This is a genomic window from Pseudomonas sp. NBRC 111124 (genome assembly GCF_001320245.1).
Taxonomy (GTDB): Bacteria; Pseudomonadota; Gammaproteobacteria; order Pseudomonadales; family Pseudomonadaceae; genus Aquipseudomonas.
Map to the genome: position 1 here is coordinate 126,475 of NZ_BCBA01000001.1, position 15,260 is coordinate 141,734.

The following is a 15,260-nucleotide window of genomic DNA, read 5'->3' on the forward strand; positions in this document are numbered from 1 at the left end:
ATCACTCCTGTGGGGGGTTGTCGGCCAGCGGTGACTGTGCGGCGGGCTTGGCGCTGAATTGCTGCCAGGCATTGCCCTCGCGCTTGAGGTCGTGAGCGCGCTTGATCAGGTACTGGTGCACCTGCTCGACCTGCTCGGGCTTGAGGTTGTCGGCGAACGAAGGCATGCCATCCGGCACCCGGCCGCCATAGAGAATGCCGAGGAACATCTGGTGTTTTTCGGCGGTCAGCTTGCGCAGGTCCGGCAGCACGCCGCCGCTGACGGCGTGGATGCCGTGGCATTGCGAGCAGTTGCCGTCGTACAGCGCGGCACCGGCGGCAACGGTCTGGTCATCGGCGGTCAGTGGTGGTGGCTCCGGTGCGTTGGCCGGTGGCGCCGGTTCGCGCAGCTTGGCAGTGCCCCCGAGCTTGTAGGTCAGTACCTGGGAAAACGGCTGGACCCCGGCACGCAGCGACAACGCCCCGGCAAAGGTGGAAAACGCCCCACCCCACCCGGCCATGAAGGTCACGTACTGTTCGCCATCTACCGAATAGGTGATCGGCGCTGCCATCACGCCGCTGGCCGCTGGCGACTCCCAGAGCTTCTTGCCCGATTCGGCGGCATAGGCGATCACCCGGCCATCGGCGCTGCCCTCGAACACCAGGTTGCCGGCGGTGCTGAGGGTGCCGCCGTTGAAGATGGTGATGTACGGCACCTCCCAGGCCGGAGCCTGCTTGACCGGGTCCCAGGCAATCAGCTTGCCGGACCAGCTCTTGGCCATGTCCAGCAGGCCGTCGGCGCCTTCGGGCATCATGCCGGTGCGCAGGCCCAGTTGATACACACTCTTGAACGGGTTGCGCTTGGGTGCTTCGGGAATGTGCTCGTAATAGGCTGACATGATGTGCGCCGGGATGTACACCAGCCCGGTCTGCGGGTTGTAGGACATCGGGTGCCAGTCATGGGCGCCCCAGAAGGCCGGCGTCACCAGCTTGCGCTTGCCGTCCTTCCAGTAGGCGGCGGCCTCGTCATCGAGGATCGGCCGCCCGGTCTTCATGTCGATGCCCTTGGCCCAGTTCACCGGCACGATGTTTTTCGCCGACAGCAGCTCGCCGGTGGCGCGATCGAGCACGTAGAAAAAGCCGTTCTTCGGCGCTTGCATCAGCACCTTGCGCGGTTTGCCGTCGATCGGCAGCTCGGCGAGGATCATGTGCTGGGTGGCGGTGAAGTCCCAGGCATCGCCGGGGGTGGTCTGGTAGTGCCAGGCGTATTCGCCGGTGTCGGCGTTGACCGCCACGATCGACGACAGGAACAGGTTGTCGCCCTTGGCCTGGCTGCGCCATTTCGGGTCCCACATCGAGCCGTTGCCGACGCCGATGTACAGCAGGTTCAGCTCCGGGTCATAGGCGAACGAGTCCCAGGCGGTACCGCCGCCGCCCCATTCGACGTAGGCGTCGCCGTGCCAGGTCTTGCTGGCAATCTCCATGGCCTTGTCTTCCGGTGGCAGCTTCGGGTCGCCCGGCACGGTGAAGAAACGCCAGGCCTGCTTGCCGGTTTCGGCATCGTAGGCGGTGACGTAGCCGCGCACGCCGAACTCGGCACCGCCATTGCCGATGATGACCTTGCCGTTGACCAGCCGTGGTGCGCCAGTGATGGTGTAGCTGCGCTTGTGGTCGTCGCGGGTATCCACCGACCACACGCGCTGGCCGGTCTTGGCATCGATCGCTTCCAGGCGCCCGTCCAGCACGCCGACATAGACCTTGCCCTGCCACACTGCCACGCCGCGGTTGACCGCATCGCAGCAAGCCTCACCGGCGCGGTTGCGGTCCGATTGCGGGTCGTACTTCCACAGCAGCTTGCCGTTGCGCGCATCCAGGGCATACACCACCGAGAACGGCCCGGTGGTGTACATCACACCGTCAACCACGATCGGCGTGGCCTCCACGCCACGGTCGAGGTCGAGCTTGTAGCTCCAGGCCAGGCCCAGCTGGTTGACGTTGCTTTGGTCGATCGCTTTGAGCGGGCTGTAGCGTTGCTCGTCGTAGGTACGGCCGTGGCTCATCCAGTTGCCGGGTTCCTTGTCGGCATCGATGATGCGCTTGCCATCGACTTCGGCGGCGAAGGCAGGGGTGACAAAGGCCAGGGCCAAGGCCAGGCAGCTGAAGAGGAGGCAGTGTGGGCCGGTTCGGTTCATGCTCGGTTCTCCGTTCTTGTTATGGCGACACCGCGGCAGGCGTCGGCAACAGACAGAGCAACGGCTGTGCCAGCACCAGGCAATCTTGATGAAAGCATTGAGATAGAGCGTTTCGTGTTCAATGCGGGAGAAACCGCTGGGTTGCGAGCAGTGCCGCAGCAACGACACAGCTGGAGCAGTGCTGACACAACTGTGCCAGCCTTTCAAACGCTGCCGGTTGTGTGTAAAACAAGCGGATCATCCTCCGCAAAGGACACTCGGCATGATCTACCGTCCCCTGGGCCAATCTGGCCTGCAAGTCTCCGCCCTGACCCTGGGCAGCATGATGTTCGGCGAGCAGACCAGCACCGAAGATGCGCTGCGTATCATCGACAAGGCCAGGGACCAGGGCATCAACTTCATCGACACCGCCGACGTGTACAACGCCGGCCGCTCCGAGGAGATCGTCGGCGAAGCGGTGGCGCGCCATCGCCAGGACTGGATCGTCGCCTCCAAGGTCGGCATGGGGCCTACCGATGGCCTGCCCAACCGCAGCGGGTTGTCGCGCAAGCACATCTTCAATGGCATCGATGCCACGTTGACGCGCATGCACCTGGATTACCTGGACATCTACTACCTGCACCGCGAAGACCACAAGGTGCCGCTCGAAGAGACCGTACGGGCCATCGGCGACCTGCTGCAGCAAGGCAAGATCCGCTACTGGGGTGTGTCCAACTACCGAGGCTGGCGTATCGCTGAAATCTGCAATGTCGCCGAGCGCCTGGGCGTGGCCAAGCCGGTGGTGAGCCAGCCGTTGTACAACATCGTCAACCGCCAGGCTGAGCCGGAGCAGATGACTGCCGCTGGGTATCACGGGCTGGGCGTAGTGCCGTTCAGCCCACTGGCCCGCGGCGTGCTCAGTGGCAAGTATGCACCGGGGGCAGCGCCTGAAGCCGGCAGCCGTGCGGCGCGCCAGGACAAGCGCATCATGGAAGTGGAATGGCGCCAGGAGTCGCTGGCCATTGCCCGGCAGTTGCAGGATTACGTACAAGCCAAGGGTGTAGGGCTGGTCGAGTTCGCGATCGCCTGGGTGCTCAACAGCCAGCTGGTCAGCTCGGCCATCGTCGGGCCGCGCACCGAGGCGCAGTGGGATACCTATGGTGGCGCGTTGGAGGTGAAGATCACGGCCGAAGACGAGGCATTCATCGATTCGCTGGTCACGCCGGGGCATGCCTCGACGCCAGGGTTCAACGATGTGGCGCACTTTGTGAGTGGGCGGTTGGCGCGAAGCTAAGCGTTCCTTCAGCAGCGGCCTCTTCGCGGTTGTAGGAGCGGCTTTAGCCGCGAAGAGGACGGTGCAGGCACTGTCCATTGGGGAGCTCTACGCCGGGGTCCCGGTCCCCCCTTTCCCCAATCATCCGGGTATCGTTCGCGCCATAGGTTTTCCCACCTCTGGAGCAGCAATGAAACTCTTGCAACCCCTGCAGATCGGTCCCCTGACCCTGCCTAACCGCGTATTCATGGCCCCGCTCACCCGCCTGCGCAGCCTGGAACCTGGCGACGTGCCAACGCCAATGATGGCCGAGTACTACCGCCAGCGCGCCAGCGCCGGCCTGATCATCACCGAAGCCACGCAGATCTCCTTCCAGGCCAAGGGCTACTCCGGCTCGCCAGGCATCCACAGCGCCGAGCAGATCGCCGCCTGGAAAGCCGTGAACGAAGGCATCCACGCCGAGGGCGGTCACAGTGCCGTGCAGGTCTGGCACACTGGACGCGTTTCGCATACCTCGCTGCAACCCGACGGTGAAGCACCGGTCGCACCCTCCGCCCTGCCGGCCAACGCGCGGACTACCCTGCGAGACGAACAAGGCAACCTGATGCGGGTGGAAACCTCCACACCTCGCGCCCTGAGCGAAGATGAAATTGCCGCGATCGTTGCCGACTTCGGCCAGGCCGCAGTCAACGCCCGTGAGGCCGGTTTCGACTTCATCGAGCTGCATGCCGCCCACGGCTACCTGCTGCACCAGTTCCTCACCCCGAGCGCCAATCAGCGCGCAGACCGTTACGGCGGCAGTGTCGAGAATCGTGCGCGCATCGTCCTCGAAGCCGTGGACGCCGCGATCGCCAACTGGAGCGCCGAGCGCATCGGCATCCGCGTGTTCCCGCTGGGTGGTTTCAATGGCGTGGACAACGGTGAAGATCAGGAAGCCGCTGGCCTGTACCTGATCAGAGCGCTGGCCAAGCGCAACCTCGCCTACCTGCACCTGTCCGAGCCGGATTGGGCAGGCGGCAAGCCGCTGCGCGATTCATTCCGTGAGCAGATTCGTGCAGCGTACCCGGGCGTGATCATCGCAGCGGGTGCCTATACCGCCGAGAAAGGCGAAGACCTGATCGGTCGTGGTTTGATCGACGCCGTGGCCTTTGGGCGTAGCTACATCGCCAACCCGGATTTGGTGGAGCGGCTGCGAGTGCAGGCGCCGTTGAACGAACATCGCGCGCAGTTCGACTATGCCAACGGGCCTGAGGGCTATACGGACTATCCGTTCCTCAAGCAGGCCTGATACAGAAAAAGGGAGCCCGAAGGCTCCCTTCTTTCAATCGTCAGTCTGACTAATGCAAAGGGGGTTCGACTTCAATCCGCACATTGAAAGCGTAAAGGCGGCCTTGCTCATCAATGCCCACCTCGTAGGAGACGGACTGGCCTTCACGGAACTGTTTGCCGGGTTCTTGCAGAAAGTACATGCCTTGTTCGGCTGCCTCAATCTCTGGGTCAGCAGATACGGATATGGGAGTAGACTTGCGATCGCTACTGGACATGATCAACACCTCCGTGCGGACAAGCCTTGCGCTCATTCGTGCAATGAACGAACGAGCGCAAGGTTAAGGCTTGCTATACAGCACGCACGTGCGCTGCCTGCATACCTTTCTGGCCCTTTTCAGCGACAAATTTCACCTTTTGACCCTCTTTCAAACTCTTGAAGCCGTCCGCCTCAATGGATTTGAAATGGACGAAAAGATCATCGCCGCCCCCCTCAGGCGTGATGAATCCAAAGCCTTTTTCATCGTTGAACCATTTCACCGTGCCCGTTTGTTCTCCAGACATGTCTTCACCTTTGATCGCTGAATTTTGTTTTACTGGGCAACTGATGTAACAGTGATGTCCAGCGCAGCCTTATCTTCGAACGATCCAACAAGATTATCTACTGGCATTTTTATCAGGTCTGTTCGTTTTTATACGAGAAAACGTAATAGGCATTATCCGAGTTCGGTCAAAGCCCGCGCCGCATAGGCATGCGAGCGCAGCCGCGCCAACGGATCATGGATTCGGCAATCGATCATCAGCTCATCCGCTGCGGTCTGCTCGATCAGCGAACGCAGCCCTTCCCGCACCCGCTCCGGCCCGCCGGCAATGCTGCAGGCCATGACCTGTTCCAGTACCGCCCGCTCGTGAGCCGGCAAGCGCTGCACATACCCTTCCTGCGGTTTGGGCAGCAAACCGAAGCGCCCGACATGCAGGTCGAGCATCCACTTGCGGTGCGAACTGGCCTGGTAATCGGCCTCGGCATCGCTGTCGGCGGCGAACAGGTTCACGCCCACCATCACATAGGGCTTGGCCAGTTGCCCAGAGGGCTGGAAATTCGCCCGGTAATGGGCGATGGCCTGCAGCAGGTAACGCGGCGCAAAGTGCGAGGCGAACGCATACGGCAGCCCCAGTTTCGCCGCCAGGTCGGCACCGAACAAGCTGGAGCCGAGGATCCACACCGGGACCTCGTGCGCGCCCGGCACGCCACGGACCTGGCGCTTGCCGTTGTCGGCCAGATAGTCGCGCAGCTCGGCGATGTCCTGGTTGAAGTCGCGCTCCGGCGCGGCGCCACGCAGGGCCCGCACGGTCGGCCCAGAGGTGCCGGGCGCGCGGCCCAGGCCGAGGTCGATACGGCCCGGGTGCAGCGTATCGAGGGTGCCGAACTGCTCAGCGATGACCAGCGGTGCATGGTTGGGCAACATGATGCCGCCGGCACCTACGCGGATGTGTCGAGTGGCATTGGCGATTTCGTTGATCACCAGTGAGGTGGCCGCCGAACCGATGCCGGGCATGTCATGGTGCTCGGCAATCCAGTAGCGGCGATAGTCATGCTGCTCGACATGGCGAGCCAGCTGGCGGGATTCTTCGATCGCGTCGGCGAAGGTCTTGCCTTCGCCGATCATGACCAGATCCAGTACGGACAAGGCAGTCATGGGGTCTCCAAAGGGATTATCAGTGACGCCAGTGTCTGCGCTGTGGCGCCAGGGATAAACCCGAAATCAGGCCCCATATACGGGCCTGACAATCCCCAATCAGCCTTCCCAGGGCACGCCCTGCGCCCAGCTCGCGACCAAAAGGTCGATGAAGCCCCGCACCCGAGGAGACAGATGCCGTTTGCTCGGGTAAACGATGCGTATCGGATCGGCCGGGGGCCGGTAGTCGTGCAACACCTCCACCAGCGTGCCTGCGCGCAGGTCGCTGCCAGTGATGTAGGTCGGCAGGTGGATCAGCCCGAAACCCGCCCTGGCACCGTCGAGCATGGCCTCGGAACTGTCGATGTTCAGCCGTCCAGGGTCTTCGCACAGGTGCAGGCCCGCGTCGGTATGAAAGCGCCAGGGCATGGCCTTTTCGCCAGCGAGAAAGGCGATCTTGTCATGGCCATAGAGGTCGGCGGGAACCTGTGGTCTGCCACGTGCTTCGAGGTACGCGGGCGAAGCACAAGTGACGAACTGCTGCCACGCCACTGTGCGGGTCAGCAGTTGCGAATCTTCCTTGGGCGCACCGATGCGTACGGCAACGTCGACGCCCTCCTCGACCAGGTCGACGAAGCGGTCGGTGAAGCGGATATCAGCGCGCAGCTCCGGCCACTGCTTGAGATAAGTATCCAGAATCGGCAGCACATGGCGCTGACCAAGCGACAGCGGTGCAGTCAGGCGCAAGGTGCCGGTGGGCTTGCCACGACGCTGGGCCATGTTGCTTTCCACTTCGTCCAGGTCGTCCAGAATCTGCCGCCAGCGCTCGAACGCCACCAGGCCCTCGTCAGTCAGGCTCAGCTTGCGTGTGGTGCGGTTGAGCAGGCGCACCGCCATGCGCGCTTCCAGCCGGGCGATGCTCTTGCCCACCGCCGAGCGGGTCAGGCCCAGGCTGGCCGCAGCGGCGGTAAAGCTACCAGCCTTCACGGCACTGACGAAGGCGGCGATATCGCCGAAGCGGTTGGGTTCCATGGCAGGTTCCTGCGGATACGAAAGACCCGCTTAGATGGGTGCGATTGGCGCCATTGCAAGGGCTTACACCAACACGTTGATGAGCAACAGGTGCACAGGGTAGAACAGATAGCCCCAGCGCCGCACTGCGGGTACCGGCCAATGCTCGACGCGCAACAGCAGGCAGCCAAGGGGAATCGCCAGGGCCGCAGCGGCCATGGTGAGCAAGGTCACCGGAGCCTCGAGATGCCCACGCAGCCAACTGTTGGTCAGGTTGCCCGCCACGGCCAGCAGGCAAGGCAGCAGCCAGACCAGTGCGCCCTGCCGACGCGCCAGCAGCCAGCCAGCGGGTAGCAACACACCCGGCAGGCCGTACATCAAATACTCACTGTAAAGTGCAGCGAGCAGAGCAGCAGCAAGCCCGCCCAGCCGAACCCAAGCCTGCTGATGCTGCAGACTCCATGCAACCAGCAGCCCCAGGGTCAGCGTAGGCATGATGCTGAAGGTCTGCGAGTCAGGGTCCAGCCAGCGATAAGGCGCTTCGGACACCACGGCGAACGCCAGCATCCAGCCGAGGTAGCGCACGTTGATGTTGCCAGCACGCCCCACGTTGACCGCCATGGCCAGGCAGAACAAGGGAAACGCCAATCGGCCAACGATGAACAAGCCTTGCGCTTCGGGCCAGATGAACCGCACGTGGTCGGCGACCATCGTCACGATCGCCACCCACTTGACCAGGTCCAGCCCCGCCGAGCGCATGCGCTAGCGCCCGGGCTCGCCGGCCGGCCCCAGGTAATTGCGGGTCCAGGCGGCCAGTGGCAACGGTGGTTGCTGGTCAAGGATGCGCCGCCAGATCAACGCCAAGTCATCACGGTTGAACATCGCGCCGGTGCCCTGCCACGGGCTCGGCCGTTCAGCAATCCAGTGGCCCTGGCTATCACGGTGGGCCATGTTGAAGCGGAAGGTGTAATTGCCCGGGATGCCCATGCGCAGATCGGTGACCACCAGCGCGTCACCGATCTGGTCATAGCGCAGCCAGTCATCGGTGAACCAGCGTAAACGCTGGAGCAACGCAGAGCTGCTCAACGCCTTCGCCAAATCCAGGTTCAACGGCAGGCGTTGCATCTCTGGCGGTTCTCGGTCGAATGCGCTGCTGATGCCCTCGTAGTAATAGCCATCCGGAGTCTTCGCCAACACCCGCCAGACCAGGCTGTTGAAGGCCATCGGCACGGCGCGCACTTCGCTCACCACGATGCCCTGTGCGTCTAACGCAGCCTGCAAGCGCTGTTCGGCGGCCATCCGCCCGGCTAGGCCGAAGCCCAAGTAGGCCGTGCTGAACAGCAGTGCCAGGCTCAGCAACCGTACCGCCCTGCCCTGCAGGCCCTTGAATGTCGCGTAGATCACCGCCGCCAACAGCGGCACGGTATACACCGGGTCGATGATGAACACGGCCGCCCAGCTCAGCGGTGTGAACTGCAGCGGCCAGAACAGCTGGGTGCCGTAGACCGTGAAGGCGTCGAGGATCGGGTGGGTCACCAGCACCAGCCAGAACGCCAGGAACAGCCGGGGCAGCGTGTAACCTTTGTTGGGCCATCGTGTTCGGGCGAGCCGGGAGACCAGCCAGGCCAGCAGCAAAGCCAGCCCGCTGAGGACGAAGATCGAATGGGAGAAGCCGCGGTGATAGGTCATCTGCGACACCGGGTCGGCATAGCGGATGACCACGTCGAGGTCCGGCACGGTGCCCAGCGCAGCGCCATAGATGAGCGAACGCCGGCCCTGGATGCGGCCGAGGACCGTGCCTTGCAAGGCGGCGCCAAGTACGGCTTGGGTAATCGAGTCCAAGGGTCAGCTTCCTGAAGTAACAAGGGTGGAAAACTAACCTTGTAAACCCGGCGCTTGCAAATGCTGGAGTGTGACAACAGATAGCAAAAGCGCTTTGTATCAGGCTCCCTGCAACGCCCGCGGCCGGGCACAGCCCGTGCCATTCTGCGCGTCGCCTGCTTCGCGGCTAAAACCGCCCCACAGGGGCGCTGTGTCTTCCAGCTTGTGCGGGCGTCAGCCGAGGTCACCGCCCCCCACCGGCAGGGTCACGCCGGTGATGTAGGAGGCTTCGTCGGAGGCCAGGAAGAGGATCGCGCCGACCTGTTCGTCGATGCTGCCGTAGCGGCGCATCAGGCTGCTGTCGAGGGTCTGGTCGACGATCTGCTGGTACCATGCCTTGTCCTGCTCGCTCTGTTCGCTGCTGTTGCGCGGCACCCGCCGCGGGGGTGCCTCGGTACCGCCGGGCGCGGTGGCGTTGACGCGGATGCCGCGGCCAGCGGTTTCGAAGGCCAGGCACGCAGTGAGTGCGTTGACGCCGCCCTTGGCCGCGCCGTAGGGCACTCGGTTGACCCCGCGGGTAGCGATCGACGAGACGTTGACGATGGCGCCACTGCCACGCTCGAGCATGTACGGCAGTGCCGCATGGCAGCACCACAGGGTCGGGAACAGCGAGCGGCGCACTTCGGCCTCGATCTGCTCGACTTCATAGTGCTCGAAGGGCTTGGCCCAAATGGTGCCGCCGACGTTGTTGACCAGGATGTCGAGGCGGCCGAAGGTCTCCACTGCCGTGGCCATGACCTGGGCGCAATCGGCATGCAGTTCAAGGTCGGCGGTGAGGGTCAGCATGCCCTCCCCGGCCAGTTCGTGCACCAGCTCGGAACGGTCCACCGCCACTACCTGCGCGCCTTCGGCCTTGAGCCGCCAGCACACGCCGCGGCCAATACCCTGGGCGGCGCCGGTGACCAAAGCGACCTTGTTGTGGAATCGGTTGTTCACGTCGATCTCCTTTCAATCCCGCAGTCAATAAAAAAGAGGCCACCGTCACCCGCACGATGCCGGTGACCTCAAGGACACTCAGGCCGCCGCCGCGAATTTCTCGTAGTAGAAGTTCACCGGGTTGATGTCCCGCTCACGCAGGTACTGGCTCACCGCCTCGACCATCGGCGGTGGCCCGCACAGGTACACATCGACGTCGCCGTCATTGAGGTGCTGCGGCGCGATGTGCTGGGTCACGTAGCCCTTCTGCGGGTACTGGCTGTCGGGGCTGGCCACGCAGGCGCTGAAGGTGAAGTTGGGGATGCACGCCGCCAGGTCCTGCAAGCGGTCCAGCTCGACCAGGTCGAAATCGTTGGTCACCCCGTATATGAGGTGCAGCGGGTGTTCGCTGCCCTGCGCGGCGATCTTTTCGAGCATCGCCGTGAACGGTGCCAGGCCCGTGCCACCCGCCAGCAGCAACAGCGGGCGCTGGATTGGCCGCAGGTAGAAGCTGCCCAGCGGACCGGCCAGGGTCATGCTGTCACCGGCCTTGGCCAGGCCGGTGAGGAAGCTGCTCATCAGGCCCCCTGGCACATTGCGTATCAGGAAGCTGACCTCGCCGTCCTTCGGCAGCGAGCTGAAGGAATAGGCACGACGCTGGTCGCTGCCCGGCACGTTGAGGTTGACGTATTGCCCCGGCAGGAACGCCAGGCGACGCAATGCCTCACCCTTGATCGACAAGGCGATGGTGCTGGCCGACAGTTGGCGCACATCGCTGATGGCCGCCTCGAAACTGGCCTGTTCGGTCTTGCACAGCTGCGACGAAGCCGGGATGCGCACCACGCAATCGCTTTCGGCGCGCATCTGGCAGGTCAGCACGTAGCCCTGGGCGATTTCATCCTCGCTCAGGGCGTCTTCGATGAAGTTGTCGCCCAGGTCGTAGCGCCCGGACTCGGCCTTGCACTTGCAGGTGCCGCAGGCGCCGTCGCGGCAGTCCAGCGGGATGTTGATGCCCTGGCGGTAGGCGGCATCGGCCACGGTTTCATGGCCGCTGGCCTCGATGAAGCGGGTGACCCCATCTTCGAAATTAAGCGCGATCTGGAAGCTCATGTTGCACCTCGCGGGCGAGCCTGGCTGCGGCGCGCCAAATGGCACACCGAGCGGCTCGCATTACCTCGGATCAGATGTGGTAGATGTCGATGACCTGACGCACGTAGTCGTTCTTCAGCACCACCTTCTTGGCCTTGATCAGCGGCTGCTCGCCGCGCAGGTCGAGGGTATAGAAGCTGGTGCCGAAGTAGCTGTCGGTGGTCTTGTAGCGGAAGCTCAGGGTGTGCCAGTTGAACCGCACCTGGCAGCTGCCTTCGCCCTGTTCGACGATCTCGATGTTGCTGATGTTGTGCGAGGTGCGGGTGTCCGGCACGGTCGCACTGGAACGCTCGGTCTTGATGCGGAACACCCGGTCTTCAAGGCCGCCACGGTTGCCGTACCAAATCAGCGAGATTTCGCTCTGTGGATCGAGGGTAAGGGTGTCGTCATCGTCCCAGGCCGGCATCCAGAAGGTCGCGTCGCTGGCATACAGTTCCAGCCATTGGTCCCACTGGGCATCGTCCAGGTAGCGCGCTTCTCGGTAGAGGAAGTCGCGCACGGTGTCATGCAGGCTCATTGCACGGCCTCCACGGGGATCAGCTGGGTTTCCATTTCGAGGGCCTTGATCATGGTGTCCTGCCAGTACTTGTGCTGCAGCACGAACAGGCCCTCGTCCTCGGTGCGCACGCCCGACAGCAGCGGTTTGAGTTCGATTTCCTTCGCTGCGTCATCGGCACCTTCGACCCAGTGCTGCGCACCACGGGACATGTCGTTCCAGCCAGTGCCGCCGCCATAGCCGGTCTGGCAGGAGCGGAACTCTTCCAGGTCGTCCGGGGTGGCCATGCCACTCACGTTGAAGAAGTCTTCGTACTGGCGGATGCGCTTGGCGCGGGCATCGGCGCTTTCGCCTTTCGGTGCGATGCAGTAGATGGTGATCTCGGTTTTGTTCACTGAAATCGGCCGGGCGATGCGGATCTGCGAGCTGAACTGGTCCATCAGGTACACATTCGGGTACAGGCACAGGTTGCGCGAGTTCTCGATCATCCAGTCGGCACGGGCCTGGCCGAAATCGGCAGCCAGTTGGTCGCGGCGTTCGAAGGCCGGGCGGTCTTCGGGGTTGGCCCAGCGGGTCCACAGCAGCAGGTGGCCGTGGTCGAAGGAATAGAAGCCACCGCCCTGCTTGGCCCAGGATCCGGCACTCATGGTCTTGATCTCGTCACCCGCTTCGCGCTGCTTGCGCTGGTTCTGGGTGGCGGCGTAGTTCCAGTGCACGGAGCTGACGTGATAGCCGTCGGCGCCGTTCTCGGCGGTGAGCTTCCAGTTGCCCTCGTAGATGTACGAGCTGGCACCGCGCAGTACTTCGAGGCCCTCCGGGGACTGGTCGACGATCATGTCGATGATCCTGGCGGACTCGCCGAGGTGTTCGACCAACGGCTTGACGTCGGCATTCAGGCTGCCGAACAGGAAGCCCCGGTACGACTCGAAGCGGGCGACCCTGGTCAGGTCGTGGGAGCCGTCGCAGTTGAAGCTGTCAGGGTAACCGGCGTTGCTCGGGTCCTTGACCTTGAGCAACTTGCCGCTGTTGTTGAAGGTCCAGCCGTGGAACGGGCAGGTGTAGCTTGCGCGGTTACCGCGCTTGTGCCGGCACAGCATGGCGCCGCGGTGGCTGCAGGCGTTGAGGAAGGCATTGAGCATCCCATCCTTGTTGCGCGCGATGAAGATCGGCTGGCGCCCCATGGTCAGGGAGAGGAAGTCATTCTTTTCGGGGATCTGGCTTTCATGGGCCAGATAGATCCAGTTGCCCTCGAAGATGTGCTTCATCTCCAGGTCGAACAGCCGCGGGTCAGTGAACATCTCGCGTTTGCAGCGATAGACGCCCGTTTCGCGATCGTCCTCGAGCATGGCATTGAGGTAGTCGAATCCCAGGGACATGGCCAGGGTCTCCAATTGTTATTGTTCAGGCCGGGTCAGGTTAGGGTTTGCCCTGGGGCGGCAATATCCACTGAGTGCAGAGTGCTATCCGTTTTGTGCAATTATCGGCGCGATAGCATTTATCCATTGAACAGTGCGCATCGCCTGAAGTAAGCTCGGGCTCATTCACTGGAGAGCAACATGCCGAAACACACCCGCAACCACGCCAACCACACCGGTCGCACCCTGCGCCCTGTGCTGGCCGTTGCCGGCTGCCAGGCTGCTGCCAGCTATTACTTTGGGTATTGGTTTAGCCACTAGGCGCCGATACCCACACGGCGCCCACCTTCGAGGGGCCGCCGAACATGAGAATACTCAAACCCCCGGTCGGCTCCCCGACCGGGGGTTTTGCTTTTCAGGCCATTGCACTTTTACCGATTCGAACTGAGGACAGACTCATGAACTACGCCACTTATTACTACGCAAGCACCTATGCCTGGCGATTTAGCCAATCCCGTTCGGGCCAGCCTGCCGCCTCCGATCGGTCCATCACCGGTGGCAATGCTGCAGACAATCAATCAACGAATAGTCGAACACATCGATAGGGCCGACCGCGCGGGCCAGAACCCGCCGTCCGCCCAGGGAACATACGCCATGCACGCCTCGAACCTCGCTCTGCCCCTGACCCAACCGCACGCTGCCAACACCACCGTCAGCCAGCGCCTGCCCAGCCCGCACCTGCTCAAGCAGCAGATGCCGCTGTCTACCGAACTCGCCCAACAAGTCCACAGCCACCGCCAGGCCATCCGCGCCATCCTCGAAGGCCGCGATGAGCGCCTGCTGGTGATCGTCGGGCCGTGTTCGATCCACGACCCCCGCTCAGCCCTGGAATACGCCGACCGCCTGGCGGCGCTGAGCCGCGAGGTCGATGACAAGCTGCTGCTGGTGATGCGCGCCTATGTGGAAAAACCCCGTACCACGGTGGGCTGGAAAGGCCTGGCCTACGATCCGCACCTGGACGGCAGCGACGACATGCATGCCGGCATCGCCCTGTCCCGTGGTTTGATGCTGAGCATGATCGAACGCGGCCTGCCGGTCGCCACCGAGTTGCTGCAACCGATGGCCGCCGGGTACTTCGACGACCTGCTGGGCTGGGCGGCAATTGGCGCGCGCACCACCGAATCGCAGATCCATCGGGAAATGGTCAGCGGCCTGGAGCTGCCGGTCGGCTTCAAGAACGGCACCGACGGCGGCGTCGGCATCGCCTGTGACGCCATGCGCAGCGCCGCGGCGTCGCACCGTCACTTCGGCATGGATGCCCAGGGCTACCCGGCGATCATCGAGACCCTGGGCAATCCGGACACCCACCTGGTGCTGCGCGGCGGCCACAAGGGCCCGAACTACGATGCCAAGAGCATCGCCCAGGCTCGCCAAGGGCTGGCCAAGGCCGGTTTGGAGGCACGCATCATGGTCGATTGCAGCCATGCCAACAGCGGCAAGGACCCTGCCCGCCAGCCCGCAGTGTTCGAGGATGTCCTGGCCCAACGTCTGGCCGGTGATCGCTCGATTGTCGGCGTAATGCTCGAAGGCCATCTCTTCGATGGCTGCCAGGCCCTGGGCAAGGGCGCGCTGAAATATGGCGTGTCGATCACCGATGGCTGCCTGGGCTGGAGCTCGACCGAAAGCCTGCTGCGCGAGGCCGCAGCGCGTATGTGAAGTGCCTACAGCAAGCCCGGCGAGACACGACCCAATCAAGTGCGCTAGGCTTGCCGTTTTCACCCCCCAAGGAGCAGTATCCATGGCACGCGCCACCGCACGTCACATCCTCGTTGCCTCTGAAGACAAGTGCAACGAACTGAAAGCCCAGATCGAAGCCGGTGCCGACTTCGCTGAAATCGCCAAGGCCAACTCCACCTGCCCGTCCAGCCGCCAAGGCGGTGACCTGGGTTCGTTCGGCCCAGGCCAGATGGTCAAGGAATTCGACACCGTGGTGTTCAGCGCCCCGGTCAACACCGTACAGGGCCCTGTGAAGACCCAGTTCGGCTACCACCTGCTGGAAGTGACCAGCCGCCAGGACTAAGTCATCGCA

15 protein-coding genes are annotated in these 15,260 nt (G+C 63.3%); 4 read left to right on the plus strand and 11 right to left on the minus strand.

Annotation, left to right across the window (positions count from 1 at the left end; genetic code table 11):
- Nucleotide 1: 1 nt before the first annotated feature.
- On the minus strand, nucleotides 2-2,170 hold the full coding sequence (locus APH28_RS00535; RefSeq protein ID WP_060507093.1) for a PQQ-dependent dehydrogenase, methanol/ethanol family: 2,169 nt from the start codon (nucleotides 2,168-2,170) through the stop codon (nucleotides 2-4).
- A gap of 262 nt (nucleotides 2,171-2,432) precedes the next feature.
- Here APH28_RS00535 and APH28_RS00540 point away from each other — a divergent pair, with 262 nt between their 5' ends.
- Entirely contained in the window at nucleotides 2,433-3,443 is a 1,011-nt protein-coding gene (locus tag APH28_RS00540) for an aldo/keto reductase (RefSeq protein WP_060507094.1), read from the plus strand.
- Nucleotides 3,444-3,612: 169 nt separating this feature from the next.
- Entirely contained in the window at nucleotides 3,613-4,710 is a 1,098-nt protein-coding gene (locus tag APH28_RS00545) for an alkene reductase (protein WP_060507095.1), read from the plus strand.
- A 49-nt stretch (nucleotides 4,711-4,759) separates the two neighbouring features.
- Here the strand turns inward: APH28_RS00545 and APH28_RS28530 are convergent, their stop codons facing one another.
- From APH28_RS28530 to benA, 10 genes are all read right to left on the minus strand, one after another.
- Nucleotides 4,760-4,966 carry a hypothetical protein gene (locus APH28_RS28530; protein WP_156340847.1) on the minus strand — a complete coding sequence of 69 codons (207 nt, stop codon included), beginning with the start codon at nucleotides 4,964-4,966 and terminating at the stop codon, nucleotides 4,760-4,762.
- Nucleotides 4,967-5,039: 73 nt separating this feature from the next.
- Nucleotides 5,040-5,252, minus strand: a complete 213-nt coding sequence (locus APH28_RS00550) for a cold-shock protein (protein ID WP_060507096.1) — start codon at nucleotides 5,250-5,252, stop codon at nucleotides 5,040-5,042.
- A 152-nt stretch (nucleotides 5,253-5,404) separates the two neighbouring features.
- A complete protein-coding gene (locus APH28_RS00555; RefSeq protein WP_060507097.1) occupies nucleotides 5,405-6,385 on the minus strand; it encodes an LLM class flavin-dependent oxidoreductase in 981 nt (326 codons plus the stop codon).
- Between the two features lie 99 nt (nucleotides 6,386-6,484).
- Nucleotides 6,485-7,396, minus strand: coding sequence for a LysR family transcriptional regulator (locus tag APH28_RS00560; RefSeq protein ID WP_060507098.1), 912 nt, complete (start codon nucleotides 7,394-7,396; stop codon nucleotides 6,485-6,487).
- A 63-nt stretch (nucleotides 7,397-7,459) separates the two neighbouring features.
- Nucleotides 7,460-8,134: a TraX family protein gene (locus tag APH28_RS00565; protein WP_060507099.1), complete on the minus strand. Its 675-nt coding sequence runs from the start codon at nucleotides 8,132-8,134 to the stop codon at nucleotides 7,460-7,462.
- 3 nt (nucleotides 8,135-8,137) lie between these two features.
- Nucleotides 8,138-9,217: a metal-dependent hydrolase gene (locus APH28_RS00570; RefSeq protein ID WP_060507100.1), complete on the minus strand. Its 1,080-nt coding sequence runs from the start codon at nucleotides 9,215-9,217 to the stop codon at nucleotides 8,138-8,140.
- A 213-nt stretch (nucleotides 9,218-9,430) separates the two neighbouring features.
- Nucleotides 9,431-10,192, minus strand: coding sequence for a 1,6-dihydroxycyclohexa-2,4-diene-1-carboxylate dehydrogenase (locus APH28_RS00575; protein ID WP_060507101.1), 762 nt, complete (start codon nucleotides 10,190-10,192; stop codon nucleotides 9,431-9,433).
- A 78-nt stretch (nucleotides 10,193-10,270) separates the two neighbouring features.
- Complete coding sequence (benC, locus tag APH28_RS00580) at nucleotides 10,271-11,281, minus strand: benzoate 1,2-dioxygenase electron transfer component BenC (RefSeq protein WP_060507102.1); 1,011 nt, start codon at nucleotides 11,279-11,281, stop codon at nucleotides 10,271-10,273.
- A 70-nt stretch (nucleotides 11,282-11,351) separates the two neighbouring features.
- The gene (benB, locus tag APH28_RS00585) at nucleotides 11,352-11,837 is read right to left on the minus strand and encodes a benzoate 1,2-dioxygenase small subunit (protein WP_060507103.1); all 486 of its coding nucleotides are present in this window, start codon (nucleotides 11,835-11,837) and stop codon (nucleotides 11,352-11,354) included.
- The gene (gene benA / locus APH28_RS00590; RefSeq protein WP_060507104.1) at nucleotides 11,834-13,192 is read right to left on the minus strand and encodes a benzoate 1,2-dioxygenase large subunit; all 1,359 of its coding nucleotides are present in this window, start codon (nucleotides 13,190-13,192) and stop codon (nucleotides 11,834-11,836) included. Before benA ends, benB begins: the two co-directional genes overlap by 4 nt.
- 633 nt (nucleotides 13,193-13,825) lie before the next feature.
- On the opposite strand from benA, the gene APH28_RS00595 reads away from it, so the two are divergent.
- Nucleotides 13,826-14,887, plus strand: a complete 1,062-nt coding sequence (locus APH28_RS00595) for a 3-deoxy-7-phosphoheptulonate synthase (protein ID WP_060507105.1) — start codon at nucleotides 13,826-13,828, stop codon at nucleotides 14,885-14,887.
- Between the two features lie 82 nt (nucleotides 14,888-14,969).
- The gene (locus tag APH28_RS00600; RefSeq protein ID WP_009686645.1) at nucleotides 14,970-15,251 is read left to right on the plus strand and encodes a peptidylprolyl isomerase; all 282 of its coding nucleotides are present in this window, start codon (nucleotides 14,970-14,972) and stop codon (nucleotides 15,249-15,251) included.
- The last annotated feature ends 9 nt before the right edge of the window (nucleotides 15,252-15,260 follow it).

Excerpts from the sequence above, each read along its gene's own strand:
- APH28_RS00555 (WP_060507097.1), bottom strand. The coding sequence starts at position 6,385 with ATGACTGCCTTGTCCGTACTGGATCTGGTCATGATCGGCGAAGGCAAG.
- APH28_RS00550 (WP_060507096.1), bottom strand. The coding sequence starts at position 5,252 with ATGTCTGGAGAACAAACGGGCACGGTGAAATGGTTCAACGATGAAAAA.
- APH28_RS00565 (WP_060507099.1), bottom strand. The coding sequence starts at position 8,134 with ATGCGCTCGGCGGGGCTGGACCTGGTCAAGTGGGTGGCGATCGTGACG.
- APH28_RS00535 (WP_060507093.1), bottom strand. The coding sequence starts at position 2,170 with ATGAACCGAACCGGCCCACACTGCCTCCTCTTCAGCTGCCTGGCCTTG.
- benC (WP_060507102.1), bottom strand. The coding sequence starts at position 11,281 with ATGAGCTTCCAGATCGCGCTTAATTTCGAAGATGGGGTCACCCGCTTC.
- APH28_RS00545 (WP_060507095.1), top strand. The coding sequence starts at position 3,613 with ATGAAACTCTTGCAACCCCTGCAGATCGGTCCCCTGACCCTGCCTAAC.
- APH28_RS00560 (WP_060507098.1), bottom strand. The coding sequence starts at position 7,396 with ATGGAACCCAACCGCTTCGGCGATATCGCCGCCTTCGTCAGTGCCGTG.
- APH28_RS00595 (WP_060507105.1), top strand. The coding sequence starts at position 13,826 with ATGCACGCCTCGAACCTCGCTCTGCCCCTGACCCAACCGCACGCTGCC.
- benA (WP_060507104.1), bottom strand. The coding sequence starts at position 13,192 with ATGTCCCTGGGATTCGACTACCTCAATGCCATGCTCGAGGACGATCGC.
- APH28_RS28530 (WP_156340847.1), bottom strand. The coding sequence starts at position 4,966 with ATGTCCAGTAGCGATCGCAAGTCTACTCCCATATCCGTATCTGCTGAC.
- benB (WP_060507103.1), bottom strand. The coding sequence starts at position 11,837 with ATGAGCCTGCATGACACCGTGCGCGACTTCCTCTACCGAGAAGCGCGC.
- APH28_RS00600 (WP_009686645.1), top strand. The coding sequence starts at position 14,970 with ATGGCACGCGCCACCGCACGTCACATCCTCGTTGCCTCTGAAGACAAG.
- APH28_RS00540 (WP_060507094.1), top strand. The coding sequence starts at position 2,433 with ATGATCTACCGTCCCCTGGGCCAATCTGGCCTGCAAGTCTCCGCCCTG.